Annotated in this window: 10 protein-coding genes and 1 rRNA gene; 6 read left to right on the top strand and 5 right to left on the bottom strand. The window is 72.7% G+C overall.

The window, feature by feature from the left end; genetic code table 11:
* Nucleotides 1-23 precede the first annotated feature (23 nt).
* Both lhgO and OIE75_RS17645 read right to left on the bottom strand, forming a co-directional pair.
* A complete protein-coding gene (gene lhgO, locus OIE75_RS17650; protein ID WP_307013526.1) occupies nucleotides 24-1229 on the bottom strand; it encodes an L-2-hydroxyglutarate oxidase in 1206 nt (401 codons plus the stop codon).
* 89 nt (nucleotides 1230-1318) lie between these two features.
* Nucleotides 1319-2740: an MFS transporter gene (locus OIE75_RS17645; RefSeq protein ID WP_329471440.1), complete on the bottom strand. Its 1422-nt coding sequence runs from the start codon at nucleotides 2738-2740 to the stop codon at nucleotides 1319-1321.
* Nucleotides 2741-3464: 724 nt separating this feature from the next.
* Between OIE75_RS17645 and OIE75_RS17640 the strand changes: the two genes are divergently transcribed.
* Both OIE75_RS17640 and OIE75_RS17635 read left to right on the top strand, forming a co-directional pair.
* The gene (locus OIE75_RS17640; protein ID WP_329471439.1) at nucleotides 3465-5582 is read left to right on the top strand and encodes an asparagine synthase-related protein; all 2118 of its coding nucleotides are present in this window, start codon (nucleotides 3465-3467) and stop codon (nucleotides 5580-5582) included.
* A 198-nt stretch (nucleotides 5583-5780) separates the two neighbouring features.
* Nucleotides 5781-9062, top strand: a complete 3282-nt coding sequence (locus OIE75_RS17635; RefSeq protein WP_329471438.1) for a BTAD domain-containing putative transcriptional regulator — start codon at nucleotides 5781-5783, stop codon at nucleotides 9060-9062.
* 22 nt (nucleotides 9063-9084) lie between these two features.
* On the opposite strand, the gene OIE75_RS17630 is transcribed toward OIE75_RS17635, so the two are convergent.
* Nucleotides 9085-11046, bottom strand: coding sequence for a sigma-70 family RNA polymerase sigma factor (locus OIE75_RS17630; protein ID WP_329471437.1), 1962 nt, complete (start codon nucleotides 11044-11046; stop codon nucleotides 9085-9087).
* A gap of 189 nt (nucleotides 11047-11235) precedes the next feature.
* A complete protein-coding gene (locus tag OIE75_RS17625; RefSeq protein WP_307013519.1) occupies nucleotides 11236-12048 on the bottom strand; it encodes a helix-turn-helix domain-containing protein in 813 nt (270 codons plus the stop codon).
* Nucleotides 12049-12421: 373 nt separating this feature from the next.
* On the opposite strand from OIE75_RS17625, the gene OIE75_RS17620 reads away from it, so the two are divergent.
* Together OIE75_RS17620 and OIE75_RS17615 are read left to right on the top strand one after the other, a co-directional pair.
* Nucleotides 12422-13801 (top strand): NAD(P)/FAD-dependent oxidoreductase, encoded by a 1380-nt coding sequence (locus OIE75_RS17620; protein WP_329471436.1) that lies wholly within the window; start codon nucleotides 12422-12424, stop codon nucleotides 13799-13801.
* Nucleotides 13802-13982: 181 nt separating this feature from the next.
* A complete protein-coding gene (locus tag OIE75_RS17615) occupies nucleotides 13983-15629 on the top strand; it encodes an ATP-binding SpoIIE family protein phosphatase (protein WP_329471435.1) in 1647 nt (548 codons plus the stop codon).
* Nucleotides 15630-15662: 33 nt separating this feature from the next.
* Here the strand turns inward: OIE75_RS17615 and OIE75_RS17610 are convergent, their stop codons facing one another.
* Nucleotides 15663-16940 carry an MFS transporter gene (locus OIE75_RS17610; protein ID WP_329474009.1) on the bottom strand — a complete coding sequence of 426 codons (1278 nt, stop codon included), beginning with the start codon at nucleotides 16938-16940 and terminating at the stop codon, nucleotides 15663-15665.
* Nucleotides 16941-17077: 137 nt separating this feature from the next.
* On the opposite strand from OIE75_RS17610, the gene OIE75_RS17605 reads away from it, so the two are divergent.
* Together OIE75_RS17605 and OIE75_RS17600 are read left to right on the top strand one after the other, a co-directional pair.
* Nucleotides 17078-17626: a MarR family winged helix-turn-helix transcriptional regulator gene (locus tag OIE75_RS17605; protein ID WP_307013514.1), complete on the top strand. Its 549-nt coding sequence runs from the start codon at nucleotides 17078-17080 to the stop codon at nucleotides 17624-17626.
* 642 nt (nucleotides 17627-18268) lie between these two features.
* Nucleotides 18269-19794, top strand: a 16S ribosomal RNA gene (locus tag OIE75_RS17600).
* Nucleotides 19795-20075: the final 281 nt, after the last annotated feature.

Below are 20075 nucleotides of genomic sequence, written 5' to 3'. Positions count from 1 at the left end.
TTTACGGCCCGCCCGTGCCGGGCTCACGAGCCTCCCAGCAGGGTCAGTGCCCTGCGGCCCACCTCCCGGCCGATCGGCAGGGCCGCGGTGGCCGCGGGCGACGGCGCGTTCAGTACGTGCACCGCGTGGGGGCCCTCCTTGATCAGGAAGTCGTCCACCAGCGTCCCGTCGGCCAGCACCGCCTGGGCCCGCACGCCGGCCGGCGCCGCGACCAGGTCGCTCTCCGTCACGGACGGCAGCAGTCTGCGTACGGCGGTGGTGAAGGCCGCCTTGGACAGGGACCGGCGCAGCTCCCCGGTGCCGTACCTCCAGTGCCGCCGCGCGATGTGCCAGGAGCCGGGCCAGGCCAGCGTCGCGGCCAGCTCGCGGGGGCGGACGACACCCCAGCCGTAGCCCTCGCGGGCCAGCGCCGGCACCGCGTTCGGCCCGAGGTGGACGCCGCCGTCGATGCCGCGGGTGAGGTGGACCCCGAGGAACGGGAACGCCGGGTCGGGCACCGGGTACACCAGTCCCCGCACCAGCTCGGGACGCGCCAGCTCGTAGTACTCGCCCCGGAACGGCACGATGCGCATCCCCGGGTCGTCGCCGGTCAGACGGGCGATCTCGTCGCAGTGCAGCCCGCCGCAGTTGACCAGGACGCGGGCGCGGAGCACCTCGCCGGAGCGGGTGCGGACGGCGACGCCGAGACCGGGGCGGCGGTCGATGTGCCGTACCTCGGCGCCGTAGCGCAGCTCCGCGCCGGACGCCTGGGCCAGCTGCCGCGCGACCGCGACGTAGTCGCAGACGCCGGTGGTGCCGACGTGTATGGCGGCGAGGCCCCTGACCTCGGGCTCGTACTCCTGGATCTGGGCGGCGCCCAGCTCGCGCACCGGAATGCCGTTCTCCCGGCCGCGCTGGACGAGGGCGTGCAGGCGGGGCAGCTCGGCGCGGTCGGTGGCGACGATCAGCTTGCCGGTGACGGCGTGGTCGATGCCGTACTCGGCGCAGAACTTGACCATCTCGGCGGCGCCCCGCACCGCGTAGCGCGCCTTGAGCGAGCCCGGGCGGTAGTAGACCCCGCTGTGGATGACGCCGCTGTTGCGGCCGGTCTGGTGCCGGGCCGGGCCCGGTTCCTTCTCCAGCACCGTGACCCGGGTGCCCGGGGCGGCGCGCGTGATCGCGTACGCCGTCGACAGGCCGACGATGCCGCCGCCGATCACCAGCACATCGCAGTCGAACACTCGTTCCATCTCCCGGCCCACCTCCCGGCTTCGATAGTGCACTGCGCCACTGACAATGCCTTCAAACCCGGAGGGGGCGGTGCGTCGGGCCGGCCGCGTCAGGCCGGAGTCACCAGCAGCGGCCGCGCGCGCTCGCGCAGCTCGACCACGCGCGGCTCGTCGCCGTAGGGCTCCAGGCGGTGCAGGAGGTCCTTCACGTACTCGGTGGTGCGGGCCGAGGAGATGCGGCCGGCCACCTCGACCGCCCGCACGCCCTGCTCGCAGGCCGCGTCCAGATTGCCCGACTCCAGCTCGGCCACCGCCGAGACGACGAGCCTGAGGCCGTGCGAGCGTACGAACTCCTCCGTCGGTTTCGACAGGGCCTGCTCGGTGAAGCGGCGCACCTGGCGTGGTGCCTTCAGGTCGCGGTAGCACTCGGCCGCGTCGGCGGCGAACCGGTCGTAGGAGTAGAAACCCAGCCACGAGGGGTCGCTGTCGCCGGGGCGGGCGCGCTCCAGCCAGCTCTCGGCGGCCTTCAGCGCGGCGCCGGCCGCCGGTGCGTCGCCCGCGCGCGCGTGGGCCCGGGCCTCCACCAGGCGGAAGAAGCTCATGGTGCGGGCCGTGGCCAGGCCCCGGTTGCGCTCCAGGGCGGCCTGGGCGAGGTCCACGCCCTCGTCGCCGAAGCCGCGGTAGGTGGCCTGCAGGGACATCGAGGCGAGGACGTAGCCGCCCAGGGGGACGTCGGCCGCCGCGCGGGCCAGGCGCAGGGCCTGGATGTAGTACCGCTGGGCCGCCTCCTGCTGACCGGTGTCGAAGGCCATCCACCCGGCCAGCCGGGTCAGTTCGGCCGAGGCGCCGAACAGGGCGCGGCCGACCTCGTCGGAGTAGGAGCCGAGCAGCAGGGGTGCCGCCTCGACGCGTAAGCACTCGGGGACCATCGACGAACGCCAGTCGCCGCCGCCGTACTTGGAGTCCCAGCGGCGGGCGTCCTCGGCCGCCTCCCGCAGTTTCTGCACGTCGCTGTGGCCGACTTTGAGCGGTGCGCCGGAGCCCTCGGCCGGACCCACGTCGCGCGCCACCGAGCTGTCGGCCGGGGTTATCAGCCACCGGGAGGCGGGCGTCGCGTACGCGTTCACCGCGAACGAACCGGCCAGCGACTGCCAGATGCCGCCGCCGGCCCGGCGGCCGGCGAGGTCGAGACGGTACAGCTCGGTGGCGGACCGCACCGCCTGGCCGACGTCCCGTGGGAAGGCGAGGCCCACTTCGGGGGCGGGATCCGCGTCCGCCAGGCCGATCTCGTGGAGCGGCACCGGGCGGCCGAGCTTCTGGCCGATGGCGGCGGCGATGAGGTGCGGCGCCGCACCCTGCGGCACCATCCCCTTCGACACCCAGCGCGCCACCGACGTCTTGTCGTAGCGCAGTGTCAACCCGCGTTGGGCGCCGAGGTCGTTGACGCGCCGGGCGAGTCCTGCGTTGCTGATTCCCGCGAGGGCGAGAACGGTGCCGAGCTTTTCGTTCGGCCCGCGTTGCTCCCTGGACATGCGCCACCCCTCGACACAGACGGCTGCCGCGCTGGCATAACCACGCGGCATTCGTAAACCCAGCGTAGTTCGCCGGATCCCAGGCGTTAAGAGGCATTGTTCCGGATGGCGGGATTGTGGTCCGTACTCAAGTGCGGTGCATGCACGGTCCGTTGCGACGTGCTCCCGTTGTGTGGCCGTGCGCCCGTCCGTGCGCTCTTCTCCGGCCATCGCGGGAGCGATTCCATGGGCGGTGCGTGGGTCGGCCCGCTGTACTGGATCCAGTGGGCTGGGGGACACCGCCGCCTACATCCCCGCGGGCGGCGGACCGGCCCGGGGGGCGAGTCCCGCCTCCCGGGCCGAACGCCGGCGAGTGGGGCGGGGGCCTGTACGCAGCGTGTTCGAGTCTGTCCGTGTGTCGTCGATTTGGCTGAAAATCGTTCCTGGTATTTCAGGCGTACATCCTTCCTCACCACGGGAGTTGAGGGCGCGTTGGGGAGCCAAACGGCGCGTTGCGGGGGCGCATTCGAGTCGTCTTCGCGCCCTCGGACGGAGCGCGGACGGAGCACTGATTGAGCGCCGAGCGGAAGCGGAAGGGGAGTTGACGTCCTCGCACGAGTGACCGCGAGGACGCATTCACGGGAGCCAGTGCGGCTCCGCCGCTGCTCTGTGGCGCGCCCTTCATGGCAGCATGGGGAACCAGTTCGTACGGTGCACTGGTTGTCCCCAGCCTGTGGAGGCGTCGATGCGGTGGTTGGTGGGGTGGAGCAGCGCCGCCGTGGGAGCCGCGGGGATCACCGGCGCGGCCGGCTCCGCGGGCGCCACCGGGTACGACGGCGAGACCGTGCAGCCCGTCGGCGCCCAGCCGTTGTGGGGTGACCCCGACCCCCTGTGGGCGGTCGGCGACTGGCGCCCCGACGAGGTCCGCGTCGTCGACGCCGACCCGCAGACCCGGATCGCCGTCCTCGGCATCTGCGGCGCCTCCGACGAGCAGCTGCGGGTCGCCCTGTTCGCCGCGCGCGGCGGCGCCCTCCGGCACCTGACGGCGTGGCCCGGCAGCTACACGGCCGTCGTCCAGGTCGGGCGGCGGATCACCGTCTGCGGCGATCTCGCGGGCGCGCGGCCGGTGTTCCACACCCCCTGGTCCGGAGGCACCGCCTACGCGACCGCCGCGCTCCCCCTGGCCGACCTCGTCGAGGCCAACCTCGACTTCGGCCACCTCGCCGCGCTGCTCGCCGCGCCCGACGTGCCCGCCGCGCTGGACGACTCCACCCCGTACGACGGCGTCAAACGCGTTCCGCCGGGGCATGCGCTGATCCTGCGCGCCGGGGCGCGCGAGATCGCCGGGTACGAGCCGGTGGCCTCGCTCGCCGTCGCGGCGCCCTCCGCCGACCCCGGCCGCGCGGTGGACGGGGTGCGGGACGCGCTCGTGGAGGCCGTGCGCACCCGGCTCGCCGCACCGCGGCACGTCCCCGGCGACGGCATCGACCCCGGGCCCGTACCGGGCATGGGGCCCGCGGAACGGCGTGCCGCGCGCGGGATGCCCGTTCCGGGGATCGGGGCCGACCTGTCCGGCGGGCCGGCCTCGGGCACGCTGGCGCTGCTGGCCGCCGGGCTGCCGGGGATGCCGGGGACCGTGCTCGGGCACGGCACCGGGGCCGGGGAGCGGCTGCTGGCCGTCACCTTCAACGACCTCGCCGTGGGCGGTCAGGAGTCCGAACTGGTGCGGGCGGGCGCGCTGGCGGCCAACCCGCGGCTGCACCACGTGGTGGTCACCGGCGGGGAGGACATGCTGCCCTACGCCGACCTGGACGGGCCGCTCACCGACGAACCGGGCTCGTCCCTGGTCGCGGCCGCGCGGCACCGGGCGCGGCTGGCGGCGGGCAGCGCGGACCACTTCACGGGGTACGGGGCGCGGCAGGTCCTCGACGCCCATCCGGCGCGCCTGGCCGACCTGCTGATGGACCGCAAACGGCGCCATCTCGTGCGGCCGGTCGCGGCACTGGCCAAGGCCGACGGGTCGGTGCTGGTCCCCGCGCGCGTGTACGGGGCGGCGCGGCGGCTGGCGCGGACGCCGTACCGGACGGGTCTCGAGGTGCTCGCCGAGCGGCTGCTGCGGCGGCGGTTCGACGCGCTCGGTGACGGGGCGATGGACGCGTCCCTGGCCGCGCTGACCTGGGCCGGGCCCGGGCCGGCGGCGCGGTGGCTGACCGGAGAGGCGCTGGCTGAAGTATCGGTTCGCCTCCAGACCTCGTCGCAGCGGTCGGGCGTGGGGCCGGGGCAGCGGCCGGGTGACTTCCGCGCGCGTACGGCGCTGGCGCGGCAGGCCGCGGACGTGCGGGTGCTGGAGCAGGCGGCCGAGATCCGCTTCCAGCGGCTGCACGCGCCGTTCCTCGACAACCAGGTCGTGCGCGCGTGCCGTGCCCTGCCGGAGGCGCTGCGGGTGCAGCCGGGTGCGCGGGCGTCGATCCTGCGGACGGTGCTGGAGGGGGCGGGGGTGAGCGAGCTGCCGAGCGGGTGGGGGGCGCCCACGCAGGGGCTGGCCGCCTCGGCCGCACGGGCGGGGCTGCGGGTCTCCGCGGACTCCCTGCTCGGCCTCTTCGACACGCCGTTGCTCGCGCAGGCGGGGCTGGTGGAGGCGCGGGTGGTGCGCAAGGCGGTGCGCGCGGTGGCGGCGGGCGAGGCGCTGCCGCTGGACGGCGTGGCCGACCTGGTCTCCCTGGAACTGTGGCTCCGCCGCCTCCTGGCCCGCCGAGGCACCTGCTGGACGGGCACCCCGGCCCGCCAACGCGCGGTACCGGGCGGGATCGCGCCGGAGCGGGGGGCGTTGGGCGGGGCGGGGGCGGTGGTGCGGCGGGGGTGATTCCCGCGGCACTCTTCTCGCCGTACGCGGCTCTCCCGCGTGGCCGCGGGCAGTCGTGCCGCTGGGGCGGCACTCGTCGCAAAGAGCGCGGCACCCGGCAAGCGCCGGCCCGCGACACCCACCCCCGGCCCGCGCCCACTCCGGGTGCGATACGGGCGCCGGGTCACTCACCGGACTCCTTCCGGCGACAATGAACCCGTGCGGTACGGAATCCTGGGCGTCGCCCAGACGGAGGAGCACGGCACCGTCGTCACCCCCGGCGGGCCCCGGCTCCGTACGCTGCTCGCCGCCCTCGCCCTGCGACCCGGCCAGATCGTCACCCCCGCCACCCTGATCGACGAGGTCTGGGCGGAGGATCCGCCGAAGGACGCCCCCGCCGCCCTCCAGGCACTGGTCGGCCGTCTGCGCCGTACCGTCGGCAAGGGCGCCGTCGCCTCCGCCCCCGGTGGCTACCGGCTCGAGGCGACCCGGGACGACGTGGACCTGTACGTCTTCGAGCGCCTTGTACGGCACGGCACCGCCGCCCTCGAACGCGGTGACGCCGCGGGCGCCGCCCGGCAACTGGACGAGGCCCTCGGGCTCTGGCGCGGGCCCGCCCTCGCCGACCTCCCCGACGCCGCCGCCCGCCCCGAGGCCCTGCGCCTGGAGGCGACCCGGGCCCGGATCGAGGCCGGCCTGCGCCTCGGCGAGACCCACGACGCCGTACCGCGGCTGCGGGAACTGACCGCCGCGCACCCGTACGACGAACCGCTGCACGCCCTCCTCGTCCGCGCCCTGCGCGCCGCCGGCCGCGACACCGACGCCCTGGCCGCCTACGAGGACGCCCGACGTGCTCTGGACGAGGGACTCGGGACCGGACCGGGGCCGCAGCTGCGCGCCCTGCACGCCGAACTGCTCGCCGCGCCCGCCGACGAACGGCGGCCGGCGCCCCCCGCCCGGACGGGCAACATCCGCCCCCGCCTGACCTCCTTCGTGGGACGCGAACGCGAACTGGACGCCATCCGTTCCGACCTGCGTACGGCCCGGCTGGTCACCCTCACCGGCCCCGGCGGCTCCGGGAAGACCCGCCTCGCCGAGGAGGCCGCCGCCGCGCTTCCGCAGGCCTGGCTGGTCGAACTGGCCCCTCTCGACCGGCCCGAGGCCGTGCCCGGCGCGGTCGTCAACGCGCTCGGGCTGCGCGAGACCGTCCTGGTGAGCAGCGACCGGGCCGCCGTCCCGCACGACCCCGTCGCCCTGCTCGTCGAGTACTGCGCGGCTCGCGACCTGCTTCTCGTCCTCGACAACTGCGAACACGTCATCGAAGAGGCGGCCCGGCTCGCCGAGACGCTGCTGACCCGCTGCCCCGGCCTCACCGTCCTCGCCACCAGCCGTGAACCGCTCGGCGTCCCGGGCGAGTCGGTGCGCCCGGTCGAGCCGCTCACCCCGGATCAGGCCCAGCGCCTCTTCGCCGCCCGCGCGGCCGCCGTACGGCCCGACGCCGGCACCGTGCTGCGCGACGAGACCGCGGTCGCCGAGATCTGCCGCCGACTGGACGGGCTCCCCCTCGCGATCGAGCTGGCCGTGGCCCGCCTGCGGGTGCTCACGCCCCGGGAGATCGCCGACCGGCTCGACGACCGCTTCCGCCTGCTCACCTCCGGCAGCCGCACCGTCCTGCCCCGCCAGCAGACCCTGCGGGCGGTGGTCGACTGGTCCTGGGACCTCCTCGACGACGCCGAACGGACCATGCTGTGCGAGCTGTCCGTCTTCGCCGGCGGCTGGGAGCTGGACGCCGCGGAGGCCGTCGGCACCGGGCCCGCGGCCGACCTCGTCGGCGCCCTCGTCGACAAGTCCCTCGTCGTCGCCGCCCCCGGCACCCACGGCGCCGGCACGCGCTACCGGATGCTGGAGACCATCCACGAGTACGCCGACGAACGCGCCGCCGAGCTGCCCGAGCCGCGCGCCCGAGCGGAAGAGGCCCACCGCGCGTGGGTACGCGCGCTGGTCGAGGAGGCCGACCCCCGGCTGCGGTCCGCCGGGCAGCTGCCCTGGATCGCCCGGCTGGAGGCCGAGCACGACAACATCCGCGCCGCCCTCGACCGCACCCTCGACGCCGGTGACGAGCGGGAGGCCGCCGCCCTCGCCCTCGCCATGGGATGGTTCTGGTGGCTGCGCAACTACCGGCACGAGGGCGTCCGGTGGTTCGACCGGACGCTGCGTCTCGGAGCCGCCCTGGACGCGGGCGGCGGGGAGGTGCCTGCGCCGGACGTCCTCGCCCGGCGCACGGCCGCCGCCGACCCCGTGGACGCCCTCCTCGCCGTACCGGAGGGCGACACCCGGCACCCGCTGCACTCCCTGCGCATGCAGGTGCGGATGATGCACCTCCTCCTCACCTTCGAGGCCGGGCCGGGGGAGGGGCGGCTGGACGAGCGGATGCGGCGGTACGTCCTCCGGCTGCGGGACCACTTCGCCGCGGGAGGCCCGGAAGCGGCCCGGCTACCCGGCCTCATCTGGCCGCTGACCCAGTTCTTCGTCAGCGACTCCGACGACGTACGCGAGGTCATGGACGCCTCCGTCGCCAACTGCCGCGTCTACGGAGGCGAGTGGGAGATCGCCGCCAGCCTCATGTTCCGCGCGCACACGGTGGTCGACTCCTCCGGGGGACTGGCCGGCGTCGACGAGGACCTGGCGGAACTGCGCGTGCTCAGCCGCCGGCTCGGTGACCGCCTGGTGGAGGCCCAGGTGTGCAGCGCCTTCGGCGAGCACGCCATGGCCCTCGGCCGCTACGAGGAGGCCAGGGCCGAGTACGAGGAGGCCCTGAGACTCGCCGATGAGGTGGGCGCCTTCGCGGAGTCGCCCTTTCTCATCGCCCGGCTCGCCGAGATCGCCTACCGCGCGGGCGACCGCGACACGGCGCTCACCGTGCTCGACCGGGCCGGCGCCGCCGCCGACCGGTACGGCGTGGTGGACTCCAAGGCGTTCGTCCTGATGCTGCGGGCCGGACTCGCGGTGGAGGACGCGGACTTCGCGCGCGGGCGTGCCCTGTGCGAGGCGGCCCGCGAGGAGTGCGTGCGGGGGACGCCGCCACCGCAGTTCCTGGCGATGCTGGGGCTGGTGGACGCCCTCGTGACGGCGGGCGAGTCGGGGCCGCGCGAGGGTCTGCCGCTGCTGGTGGAGACCTTCCGGACGGCCCTGCACAAGCGGTGCGCCGACCTGGTCGTGGCGGCCCTCGTGGACGGCTCGGCCGAACTGCTGTGCCGCCTCGGGAACCACGCCCGGGCGGCACGGCTGCTCGGCGCGGCCGCGCACTGGCGCGGCGGCCGTCCGCGCCCCATGCCCGACCGCGCGCACGCCGAGCGGGCCGGGGCCGCCGCCCGTACCGCCCTCGGCGGTGAGCGGTACGCCGCCGAGCAGGCCGAGGGCGCCGCCCTCGTCCCGGGCGACGTCCTGGCCGAACTGGACGAGGCGGTGCGCGACCTCCGGCCACGGCAGCCGGTCCCGTAGAGCGCGGGGTGGTACGGGGGCGCTACGCGCAGGTGAAACGCGACTGCGCCCAGTCCGCCGGCGCCGCCGAGTCGAGCGGCCCGTGCGGCTCGGCCACCAGGCGTACGGTCTCGTGCCCCGAGACGTCCACATGGACGGGCACCGCCGGGTCACCGCCCTCGACCGCCCCGGAGTTCCACAGCCGGGCCCCGTCGGCGAACACCGAGAAGTGGACCTTGCCGAGCTTCATCGCCAGGTCGTCGACGCCGATCAGCGCGTCGTAGGACGAGCAGGAGCGGTTGAGGTCGATGGTGACGGAGGAGCGGCCGTGCACGGTGACGCCGTGCGCGTACCGCACGCCGTCGATCGACAGGGCGGAGCGCTGCCACACCCAACTGCTCTCGGCCAGCCGCATCTCGGGCCGGGTGCCGTCACCGATCACGTCGTACGCCAGCTCGTTCCACTGGTAGACGGTCCGGGCGGGTGGGGGCGGTGATGCGGGCGGTGGGGGTGTGGGGGAGGGCGAGGGCGTGGGGGGTGACGGGGTCGGCGTGGGGGTGGGCTTCGGGGTGGGCGTCGGCTTCGGCGTCCGGGGCGGTTCGGGTGTCGGGGTGGGGGTCGGGGTCGGTTCGGGGGCGGCCGCCGGGGGCTGGGGGCGGGGTGGGCGCGGTGAGGGCGTGGGGGAGTCGGGGGCGGGCTGGGCCACCGGGGAGGAGGCGGGCGGGGCGGCCTTCGAGGGACGGTCCTCCGGCTCGTCGTCGCCGGCCAGCGCGAAGACCAGCGCCGCCGCGGCGGCCACCGCCACCACACCGGCCGCGATGCCCGCCTTCACCGGCGCGCCCAGCCCTTCGGAGGCCGCGGCACCGCCGCCCGCCCCGCCGGACGTACCACCGGCCGCCGCCGCACCGGCCGCGCCGACTCCCGCGCCGCCGGCGACGATCCCGGCCGCCTTGGCGTACCCGGCGGCGCCGAACCAGCCGATCACGGCGACCGGCACCACGGCGGGGATGCCGCTCGCCACCTCCTCGATCTGGGTGGCGGCCAGCCGGCAGCGTGCGCACTCCTCCAAGTGCTTGCGCAGCCCGCGTTCGGCCCGGACGCGCAGCCTGCCGCGCGCGTACGTGCCGAGCTGGTCGGCGTAGCGGGCGCACTCCTCGTCGCCGGTGAGGGTGTCGCTGACGTGGGCCTGGAGGTAGGCCTGCTTCAGACCCTCGCGGGCGCGGCTGGCGAGTACCCGGGTGCCGTTGGCGTCCAGCCCGAACAGCACGGCCACCTCGCTCGGGGACTCGTCCTCGACCTCGGTGTGCCACAGCACGGCCTGCCACCGCTCCGGCAGCGACCGGAAGGCCCGCATCGCCATCGACTGCTCGGCCTGGTGCATGGCCCGGACGTCGGCGCCCAGCTCCAGGGTGTCGTCGTCGGGGCCTTCGGTGGTCCGCGCGGACTGGGCGGCGAACACGGCGAAGTCGTCGACCAACTGCTCCCGCCCGGCCGACCGCGTCCAGCCCGCGGCGACCCGCCGGACCGCGGTGAGCAGGTAGGCGCGCACGGCGTGCTCGGGCCCCGAACCCCCGCGCACCGCCTGGAGCATGCGGGCGAAGACCTCGGCGGTGAGGTCGTCCGCGGTGTGGGCGTCGCGGCAGCAGGTGCGCGCGTACCGGCGTACCGCGTCCGCGTGACGCCGGAACAGCTCCTCGTAGGCCGTGTCGTCGCCCGCGCGCATGCCCTCGATCAGCTCGGCGTCGGACGACGGGACCTCACGCGGCGGGGGCAGGACGCTGTCCTCGTGCAGCTCGCGCTGGGCCGGGACGCCGGACCCCGCCGGAGACCCGGCCTCGGCCGTACCCCCACCCGGGCCGGGCCGACTCGCGTCCGTCGGCCCGCCGCCCCACGGTGACCTGGCCCGTCCGCCCTGGCCCGGCACCTGTGGTGAGCCGGCGGGTCCCGTGTCACCGGGCCCGCCTTCGCCGTCACCGAGTGACCCGCCCCGCCCGTCAACGCTCATCGCGGAAAGCCCCCGCCGCCTGCCCAGCCAGTCCGAACACGGCGCCAGAGTGCCATATTGGCTTTTGTTCAGGACCTCCTCGGGCCGATCACCACTCGTCCGTGGGGACTTCCCGTGCGGCGGTAATGACGCTCGGCCGTTCGGGGAAGGAGAAGTACCTCGGCCCCCCGCCCCGACGGCCGCCGCGGTTCAGGAGGGACGCGACCGCAGCCCCTCCAGCAGGATGTCCAGCAGCCGGGCCGAGGCCGCCGCCTGCTGCGCCGGGTCCGGCAGCGAGGGCGCCGCCGTGGCTATCACCAGCAGCACGTCCGACACCGAGACGCCCGGCCGCAGTTCGCCCGCCGCACGGGCCCGCTCCACGAGCCGGCCCACGACCTCCAGCAGCGCCGCCGCACCGTGATCGACCTCCACGGACGCCGCGGCATCGGCCGCCGCACCGGCAGGACCGTGCTCCTCCGACACCAGCCGCAGCTCGCCCGAGCCCGGCTGTATCCGCTGCTGCGGCACCCGCGGCTCACCGGCCGGAACGGCGGCGCCGTCACCGCCCGCACCGTCGCTTGCGGAGTCCGACACCCCGACCCGCAGGACCTGCGGCGGCAGCAGCCGGCCGGCGCCCGAGGCCACCGACGTACGCAGGAAGCGGGACAGCGCCGACCACGGTTCGTCCTCCTGCCCGAGCGCCGCCCGGGCCTGGTCGGTCAGCCGCGCCGTCTCCTCCTCGGCTATCCGCCGGACCAGCACGTCCTTGCTCGGAAAGCGCCGGTACACGGTGCCGACACCGACCCGGGCGCGTCGCGCCACGTCCTCCATGGGCGCGCCGTAACCCAGCTCGCCGAAGACCTCGCGGGCCGCGCGCAGGACGTGCTCCAGATTGCGCTGGGCGTCCACGCGCAACGGAGCGTTCCGTGCCGCGTCCCCGCGTCCGCCACCCGCCGCCGCACTCATCGCGCCACCGGGCGCGACAGCCGACGCGGACGACCAATGAGAGTCCTGAACATGCATAGACAATCCCCCGGTAATGACGTCTCCCCCCGGAGACTCTCCCCGCCATCGAAAGCCGGAGTGTGCGGAACTGGCCACTTCCGCGGTCCGCCCGTCGCGGACCCGGTGAGCGCATCCCCCTGCACCCCGTCGGAAAGAACATAGTTGAGCGAGGGTCAATTCAGAAGGGGCACGTTCCGCACGGAGCGCCCCCCGATCGGAGCACGGATCACATACGCCCCGAATGTGCCGTCGGCCGCCCCCGCCTCCACCCCCGCTGACCTGCACGACCGCACCTCACCACGGTTCCGCGGCCCTGGCCGCGCCTCCGCGATCTCCGGTCACACAAATCGACGAGCCTGTGGACAAACGCAAGCGCCGGGTGCGTCATGGGATGGTGAAGGAACGTGCGCGCATTCTCGTTGTCGGCGGTGGCTACGTCGGGATGTACACGGCTCTGCGTCTGCAGCGGAACCTCAGGGGTGAACTCCGGCGGGGCGAAGCCGAGATCACGGTCGTCACCCCCGACCCCTACATGACGTACCAGCCCTTTCTGCCAGAGGCGGCGGCCGGCTCCATCTCCCCGCGGCACGTCGTCGTGCCCCTGCGCCGCCTCCTCGGCCAGTGCCGCCTCGTCATCGGCGAGGCCCGGTCCATCGACCACACGACACGCACCGCCACCATCACCACCCTCGCCACCGACGAGGAGAGCACCGGCGCCCGCCGGCTGACCTACGACGAACTCGTCCTCGCGCCCGGCTCGGTCTCCCGCACCCTGCCCGTCCCCGGCCTCGCCGACCACGGCGTCGGCTTCAAGACGCTCGAGGAGGCCATCGGCCTGCGCAACCACGTACTCGAACAGATGGACATCGCCTCCTCCACCCGCGACCCCGCCATCCGCGACGCCGCCCTCACCTTCGTGTTCGTCGGCGGCGGCTACGCGGGCGTGGAGGCCCTGGGCGAGCTGGAGGACATGGCCCGTTACGCCGCGCGGTACTACCACAACGTCACCCCCGAGGACATGAAGTGGATCCTCGTCGAGGCATCGGGCCGCATCCTGCCCGAGGTCGGCGAGGACCTGGGCCGCTACACGGTCACCGAACTGCGCCGCCGCAACATCGACGTACGCCTGGACACCCGCCTGGACTCCTGCGCCGACCGCGTCGCCGTCCTCAGCGACGGCTCCCGCTTCCCCACCCGCACGGTCGTCTGGACGGCCGGCGTCAAACCCCACCCGATCCTCGCCGCCACCGACCTGCCCCTCGACGGCCGCGGCCGCCTCACCTGCACCGCCCACCTGTCGGTCGACGGCGCCCCGCACGCGTGGGCGGCGGGAGACGCCGCCGCCGTCCCGGACGTCACCGCGTCCGACCCCGGGCGGGAGTGCGCCCCCAACGCCCAGCACGCCGTCCGCCAGGCCAAGGTCCTCGCCGACAACGTCACGCACGCCCTGCGTGGCGAGCCCCTCGACACGTACGCGCACACATACGCCGGTTCCGTCGCCTCCCTCGGCTTCCACAAGGGCGTCGCGCACGTCTACGGACGCAAGCTGAAGGGCTACCCCGCGTGGTTCATGCACCGCGCGTACCACCTCAGCCGCGTCCCCACCGTCAACCGCAAGGCGCGCGTGCTGGCCGAATGGGCCCTCGCCGGACTCTTCAAACGGGAGATCGTCTCCCTGGGTTCACTCGAACATCCTCGAGCGGAGTTCGAACTCGCGGCCGGTGGAAAGCCTTCCCAGGAACCGCCGCACAACCCGAAGGGGTCGTCCTGACCGGAGTCCGGAACTCCCCCGCCGACTGACGCGTCTGACGGATGTCGGCCAGGCCGGCACCCTGCCAGACTGGTCCACCACCGCGGGCGCGCCGCCGCTCGCCCCGCGCGGCCCCCGGGGCCCCGGCCGGTCCCGGCCGTCCCGGTCTCCGGCCGCCGACAACTACACGAGGCAAGGATTCGTGAACTTCACGCGCTGGAGCGCCCGACTCCCCGGAACGCAGCGCCGCGCCGCAGCGCGGACCGACACGACGGTCTCCCCCGACCGGCGGAGCGACGGCTCCGTCCCCGCCGCCCGCGTCGAGCAGCTGACCGAGGAGGCCCCGCCCGTCCCCGCCGTGGACGACCTGCCCGTGCGCGACGTCCTCGACCGCGTCCCGGCCCTCGTCGCCCTCGTGCACGGCCCCGACCACCGCCTCGCCTACGTCAACGACGCCTATGTCGCCGCCTTCGGCATGCGCGACCTGGGCGCACGCGCCCGCGAGGCCCTCCCCGAGCTGGACGAGCCGGGCCTCTTCCCGCTCCTGGACCAGGTCCAGCGCAGCGGCCGGCCCCGCACCCTCAAGTCCCGCAAGACCCCCGACGGCCGCTCCTACACCTTCACCTGCACCCCGGTCACCGAGGACGGCAGCGGCGACCGCGGCGTTCTGGTCTTCGCCACCGACGTCACCGACCACGCCGAGGCCGCGGCCCGCCTTCGCGCGAGCGAGCGCCGCCAGCGCGAAACCGCCGTCACCCTCCAGCGCTCCCTGCTCCCGCAGGAACTGGAGGAGCCCGACGACCTGCGCGTCGCCGCCACCTACCACCCCGGCGGCACCGAGGCCGCGGTCGGCGGCGACTGGTACGACGTGATCACCCTCGGCGGCGGCCGCACCGCCCTGGTCATCGGCGACGTCATGGGCAGAGGCGTCCGCGCGGCGGCCGTCATGGGCCAGCTCCGTACGGCGGTCAGGGCCTACGCCCGCCTCGACCTGCCCCCGCACGAAGTGCTCCAGCTCCTCGACGGCCTCGCCACCGAGATCGACGCCAACCAGATCGCCACCTGCGTCTACGCCATCCACGACCCGAACGAGGGACGGCTGGTCTACGCGTCCGCCGGGCACCTGCCCATCCTGGTCCGCGACGAGAACGGCACCGTCCAGCGCGCCGACGAGCCCACCGGCCCGCCGCTCGGCACCGGCGGCTGGGTGCACACGTCCGGCTCGATCTCCCTGACCCCCGGCTCCACCGCCGTCCTCTACACCGACGGCCTGGTGGAACGCCGCGACGAGGACCTGGACGAGGGCATCGCCGCCCTGGAGCGCGCCCTGTCCGGCGCGACCGGCACCCCGCAGGTGATCTGCGACCGCCTGGTCCGCTCCGCGGGCGTCACCCCGGACCACGACGACGACGTCGCCGTCCTGGTCCTCCAGCACCCCGCGCGCACCGGCGCGGACGCCGAACTGTTCCGCAACGCCGCCCTCGAACTGCTCGGCGGCGTGGAAGCGGCCCCACGCGCGCGTGCCTTCGCCTCCGGCGTACTGACCAGCTGGCGCTTCCCCACCGACCTGCACGATCTGGGCGTCCTGGCCACCAGCGAACTGGTCGCCAACTCCCTCCAGCACGGCACGCCGCCCATGCGGCTGCGCCTGCGCCGCACCGACCGCCGCCTGATCATCGAGGTCACCGACGGCGACGACCACCTGCCCAGGCGCCGCCGCGCGGAGCCCGGGGACGAGTCCGGCCGGGGCATCGCCATCGTCGCGACCATCGCCACCAACTGGGGGTCCCGGCGCACACCCGGCGGCGGCAAGGCCGTCTGGTGCGAGTTCGTCCTGCCGAAGCCGTGACGGACGGGAGCCCGCCACGGCTTCACACCCGGCTCACGCCTCCGCGGCCGCCACCGCGTCCGCGGGCGCCCGGCCCTGCGTGACCACCCGGCTCCGCGCCAGCGACGGCTGGTTCTGTACGTCGGTCAGCTGCCGCCCCAGCCGCACCGCCAGCACCGTGATGCCCAGCGAGAACAACAGGAACGCCACGATGTACGGCGCGTGCAGCGAGGCCCCGAGCGGCCCGCCGACCGCCGGCCCGATCGCCAGCGCGAGCTGCTTCACCAGGGCGAAGGCGGAGTTGTACTGCCCGGCCAGCCCGGTCGGCGCCAGGTCCGCCACCAGCGGGGCCAGCGTCGGCGACAGCATCGCCTCACCCAGACCGAACAGCGCGTACGTCGAGATGAAGGCGGCCGTCGCCATCGTCTGGCTGCCGTGCCCGAGCCCGGCGTACCCGGCCACGGCCCACGCCACGGCCCAGATCAGACCCACGGCGGCGATCACGCGCGACCGCTTCCGCCGCTCCACGAACTTCAGTACCGCGAACTGCGCGATCACGATCATCAGCGTGTTCGCGGCCAGCGCGGTCCCCAGCGCGGACGTGGTGATCCCGGCGGCCTCGACGCCGTACGCGCTCAGCCCCGACTCGAACTGTCCGTAGCAGGCGAAGAACAGCACGAAGCCCAGTACGCACAGCTGCACCATCGCGCGGTTGCCCAGCAGCTGCTTCCAGCTGCCCCCGGCGGCCCGGCCCGGGACGGCCTCCACGTGCGGGGCGCGCGGCGCCCGTACGGTGGCCATCACCGCGACCAGCACCAGGAACATGGCCGCCTCGATCGCGAACAGCAGCGTGAAGGACGAGGCGCTGGTGGTGTCGACCAGGTGACCGCCGATGAGTCCGCCGACGCCGAGTCCCAGGTTCTGCAGGAAGAACTGCATGGCGAAGGCCCGCGACCGGGTCTCCGTCGTGGAGCAGTCCACGATCATCGTCGCGAGCGCCGGCTGCATCACGGCCTGCCCCGCGCCCAGCGCGGCGGCGGACAGCAGCACGGTGGCCGCCGAGGCCGAGAGCCCCAGGCTCAGCGCACCGAGCGCGGCGGTGACCAGGGCGATGAGCAGCACCGGCAGCGGGCCCCGCCGGACGATGGCCCGCCCGGCGAACGGCAGCACGATCAGCGCGGCCACCGCGAAGACGGCGAGCACGAGACCCGCCGTCATGGAGCCGAGCCCCCGGACCTGCGCCACATAGACGTACAGGTAGGGGACGGTGAAGCCGAGTCCGAACGCGCTGAGTGCGTTGCCCACGTGAATCCGGCGCATCGCGGCGCCCATTGCCCTGGTCACGTTCACCCTCTCTTGGGTCGATCGCTCCAGCCGTTAGAGCTGAAGACTTAGAAGCTAAAGTTCGAAGGTAAAGAGTACATAGTGAAGGACTTCAAGGCAAAGGAGCGGCGTGCCATACTGCGGCCATGGGCGACACCTCCGGCGCCGGCGAACCGCCACTCGAAGAACAGATCGCCGCCTACCAGCGCGAGTTCCAGGACCTCGACCCCCAGGTCGAGAAGATCGTCTCGGCGCTGTCCCGCCTCAACCGCCGCATGAACGTCGCGTACGGCCGGCAGACCGCCGAGCTGGGCATCAGCAACACCGACTGGGAAGTACTGAAGGCGCTGGTCCTCTCCGGCGCCCCCTACCGGCTGGGCCCCGGCGACCTCGCCAAGCGCCTCGGCCTGACCCCCGCGGCGATGACCCACCGCATCGACCGCATGGTGACCGAGGGCCTGGTCACCCGGGAGCGCGACGAGTCGAACCGGGTCCGCGTCATCGTCGAGCTGACGTCGGAGGGGCGCGAGAAGTGGCTGGAGGCCATGCGCCTCGCCTCGGTCTTCGAGGAGGACCTGCTCCAGGACCTCTCCCCGGACGACCGGACCGCGCTCGGCGAGGTGCTCACCCGCCTCCTGCGCCGGGTCGAGCACGCCCAGCCCGACGCGGGCGGCCGGCTCAGCGACCTCGAATAAAGATCTTGACAGAGATGGTTGACAGCCCACTACGGGGTCCGTACAGTTCTTCGGGTTGCCACGGCACCGTAACGGTTCTGCGGTAGCACCTCCGCCGCAGCAGCGGCACCCAAACCACCAGCACGAGCCCCCAGTGGGAATGACTTCGGCATGTCCGAATTCAATTCCGATTGTCGCTCGACGGCCCGGTAGCCCCCGATTGGGAAACACCGAGACAGTCCGCTAAGGTTTGGGACGTCGGAACGGCCCGAGGGCCGGGAAGACAACCCCCTCTGACGGGGAATCAGAGCCCGAAAGGATCTGATAGAGTCGGAACCGCCGGAAAGGGAAACGCGAAAGCGGGAACCTGGAAAGCACCGAGGAAATCGGATCGGAAAGATCTGATAGAGTCGGAAACGCAAGACCGAAGGGAAGCGCCCGGAGGAAAGCCCGAGAGGGTGAGTACAAAGGAAGCGTCCGTTCCTTGAGAACTCAACAGCGTGCCAAAAGTCAACGCCAGATATGTTGATACCTCCGGCCTGATCGGTTCATCCGGTTCAGGTTGAGGTTCCTTTGAAATACACACAGCGAGGACGCTGTGGACGGTCGGATTATTCCTTCGACCGTTCCGCTCTCGTGGTGTCACCCGATTACGGGTAAACATTCACGGAGAGTTTGATCCTGGCTCAGGACGAACGCTGGCGGCGTGCTTAACACATGCAAGTCGAACGATGAACCACTTCGGTGGGGATTAGTGGCGAACGGGTGAGTAACACGTGGGCAATCTGCCCTGCACTCTGGGACAAGCCCTGGAAACGGGGTCTAATACCGGATACTGAACCTCGCAGGCATCTGTGAGGGTCGAAAGCTCCGGCGGTGCAGGATGAGCCCGCGGCCTATCAGCTAGTTGGTGAGGTAATGGCTCACCAAGGCGACGACGGGTAGCCGGCCTGAGAGGGCGACCGGCCACACTGGGACTGAGACACGGCCCAGACTCCTACGGGAGGCAGCAGTGGGGAATATTGCACAATGGGCGAAAGCCTGATGCAGCGACGCCGCGTGAGGGATGACGGCCTTCGGGTTGTAAACCTCTTTCAGCAGGGAAGAAGCGAAAGTGACGGTACCTGCAGAAGAAGCGCCGGCTAACTACGTGCCAGCAGCCGCGGTAATACGTAGGGCGCAAGCGTTGTCCGGAATTATTGGGCGTAAAGAGCTCGTAGGCGGCTTGTCACGTCGGTTGTGAAAGCCCGGGGCTTAACCCCGGGTCTGCAGTCGATACGGGCAGGCTAGAGTTCGGTAGGGGAGATCGGAATTCCTGGTGTAGCGGTGAAATGCGCAGATATCAGGAGGAACACCGGTGGCGAAGGCGGATCTCTGGGCCGATACTGACGCTGAGGAGCGAAAGCGTGGGGAGCGAACAGGATTAGATACCCTGGTAGTCCACGCCGTAAACGGTGGGCACTAGGTGTGGGCAACATTCCACGTTGTCCGTGCCGCAGCTAACGCATTAAGTGCCCCGCCTGGGGAGTACGGCCGCAAGGCTAAAACTCAAAGGAATTGACGGGGGCCCGCACAAGCGGCGGAGCATGTGGCTTAATTCGACGCAACGCGAAGAACCTTACCAAGGCTTGACATACACCGGAAACGGCCAGAGATGGTCGCCCCCTTGTGGTCGGTGTACAGGTGGTGCATGGCTGTCGTCAGCTCGTGTCGTGAGATGTTGGGTTAAGTCCCGCAACGAGCGCAACCCTTGTCCCGTGTTGCCAGCAGGCCCTTGTGGTGCTGGGGACTCACGGGAGACCGCCGGGGTCAACTCGGAGGAAGGTGGGGACGACGTCAAGTCATCATGCCCCTTATGTCTTGGGCTGCACACGTGCTACAATGGCCGGTACAATGAGCTGCGATACCGCAAGGTGGAGCGAATCTCAAAAAGCCGGTCTCAGTTCGGATTGGGGTCTGCAACTCGACCCCATGAAGTCGGAGTCGCTAGTAATCGCAGATCAGCATTGCTGCGGTGAATACGTTCCCGGGCCTTGTACACACCGCCCGTCACGTCACGAAAGTCGGTAACACCCGAAGCCGGTGGCCCAACCCCTTGTGGGAGGGAGCTGTCGAAGGTGGGACTGGCGATTGGGACGAAGTCGTAACAAGGTAGCCGTACCGGAAGGTGCGGCTGGATCACCTCCTTTCTAAGGAGCACTTCTTACCAGCCTCTGGCTGGTCAGAGGCCAGCATGCGAGCGAATGTCTCGCACTGGTTGCTCATGGGTGGAACGTTGACTATTCGGTCCGGTTTCGGGCCGGTGGCTGCCAGTACTGCTCTTCGGAGCGTGGAACGCACGATCACCGGACGGGACTTGGCCGGGCACGCTGTTGGGTATCTGAGGGAATGAGTTTCCTTCAGTTGCCGGCCCCAGTGCACTCGGGATTCGTCTCGGGGTGATGGGTGGTTGGTCGTTGTTTGAGAACTG

This window comes from Streptomyces sp. NBC_01723 (assembly GCF_036246005.1).
Classification (GTDB): domain Bacteria; phylum Actinomycetota; class Actinomycetes; order Streptomycetales; family Streptomycetaceae; genus Streptomyces.
Note: the sequence above shows the minus strand (reverse complement) of the source record. Positions and strands in the feature narration are given on the sequence as shown.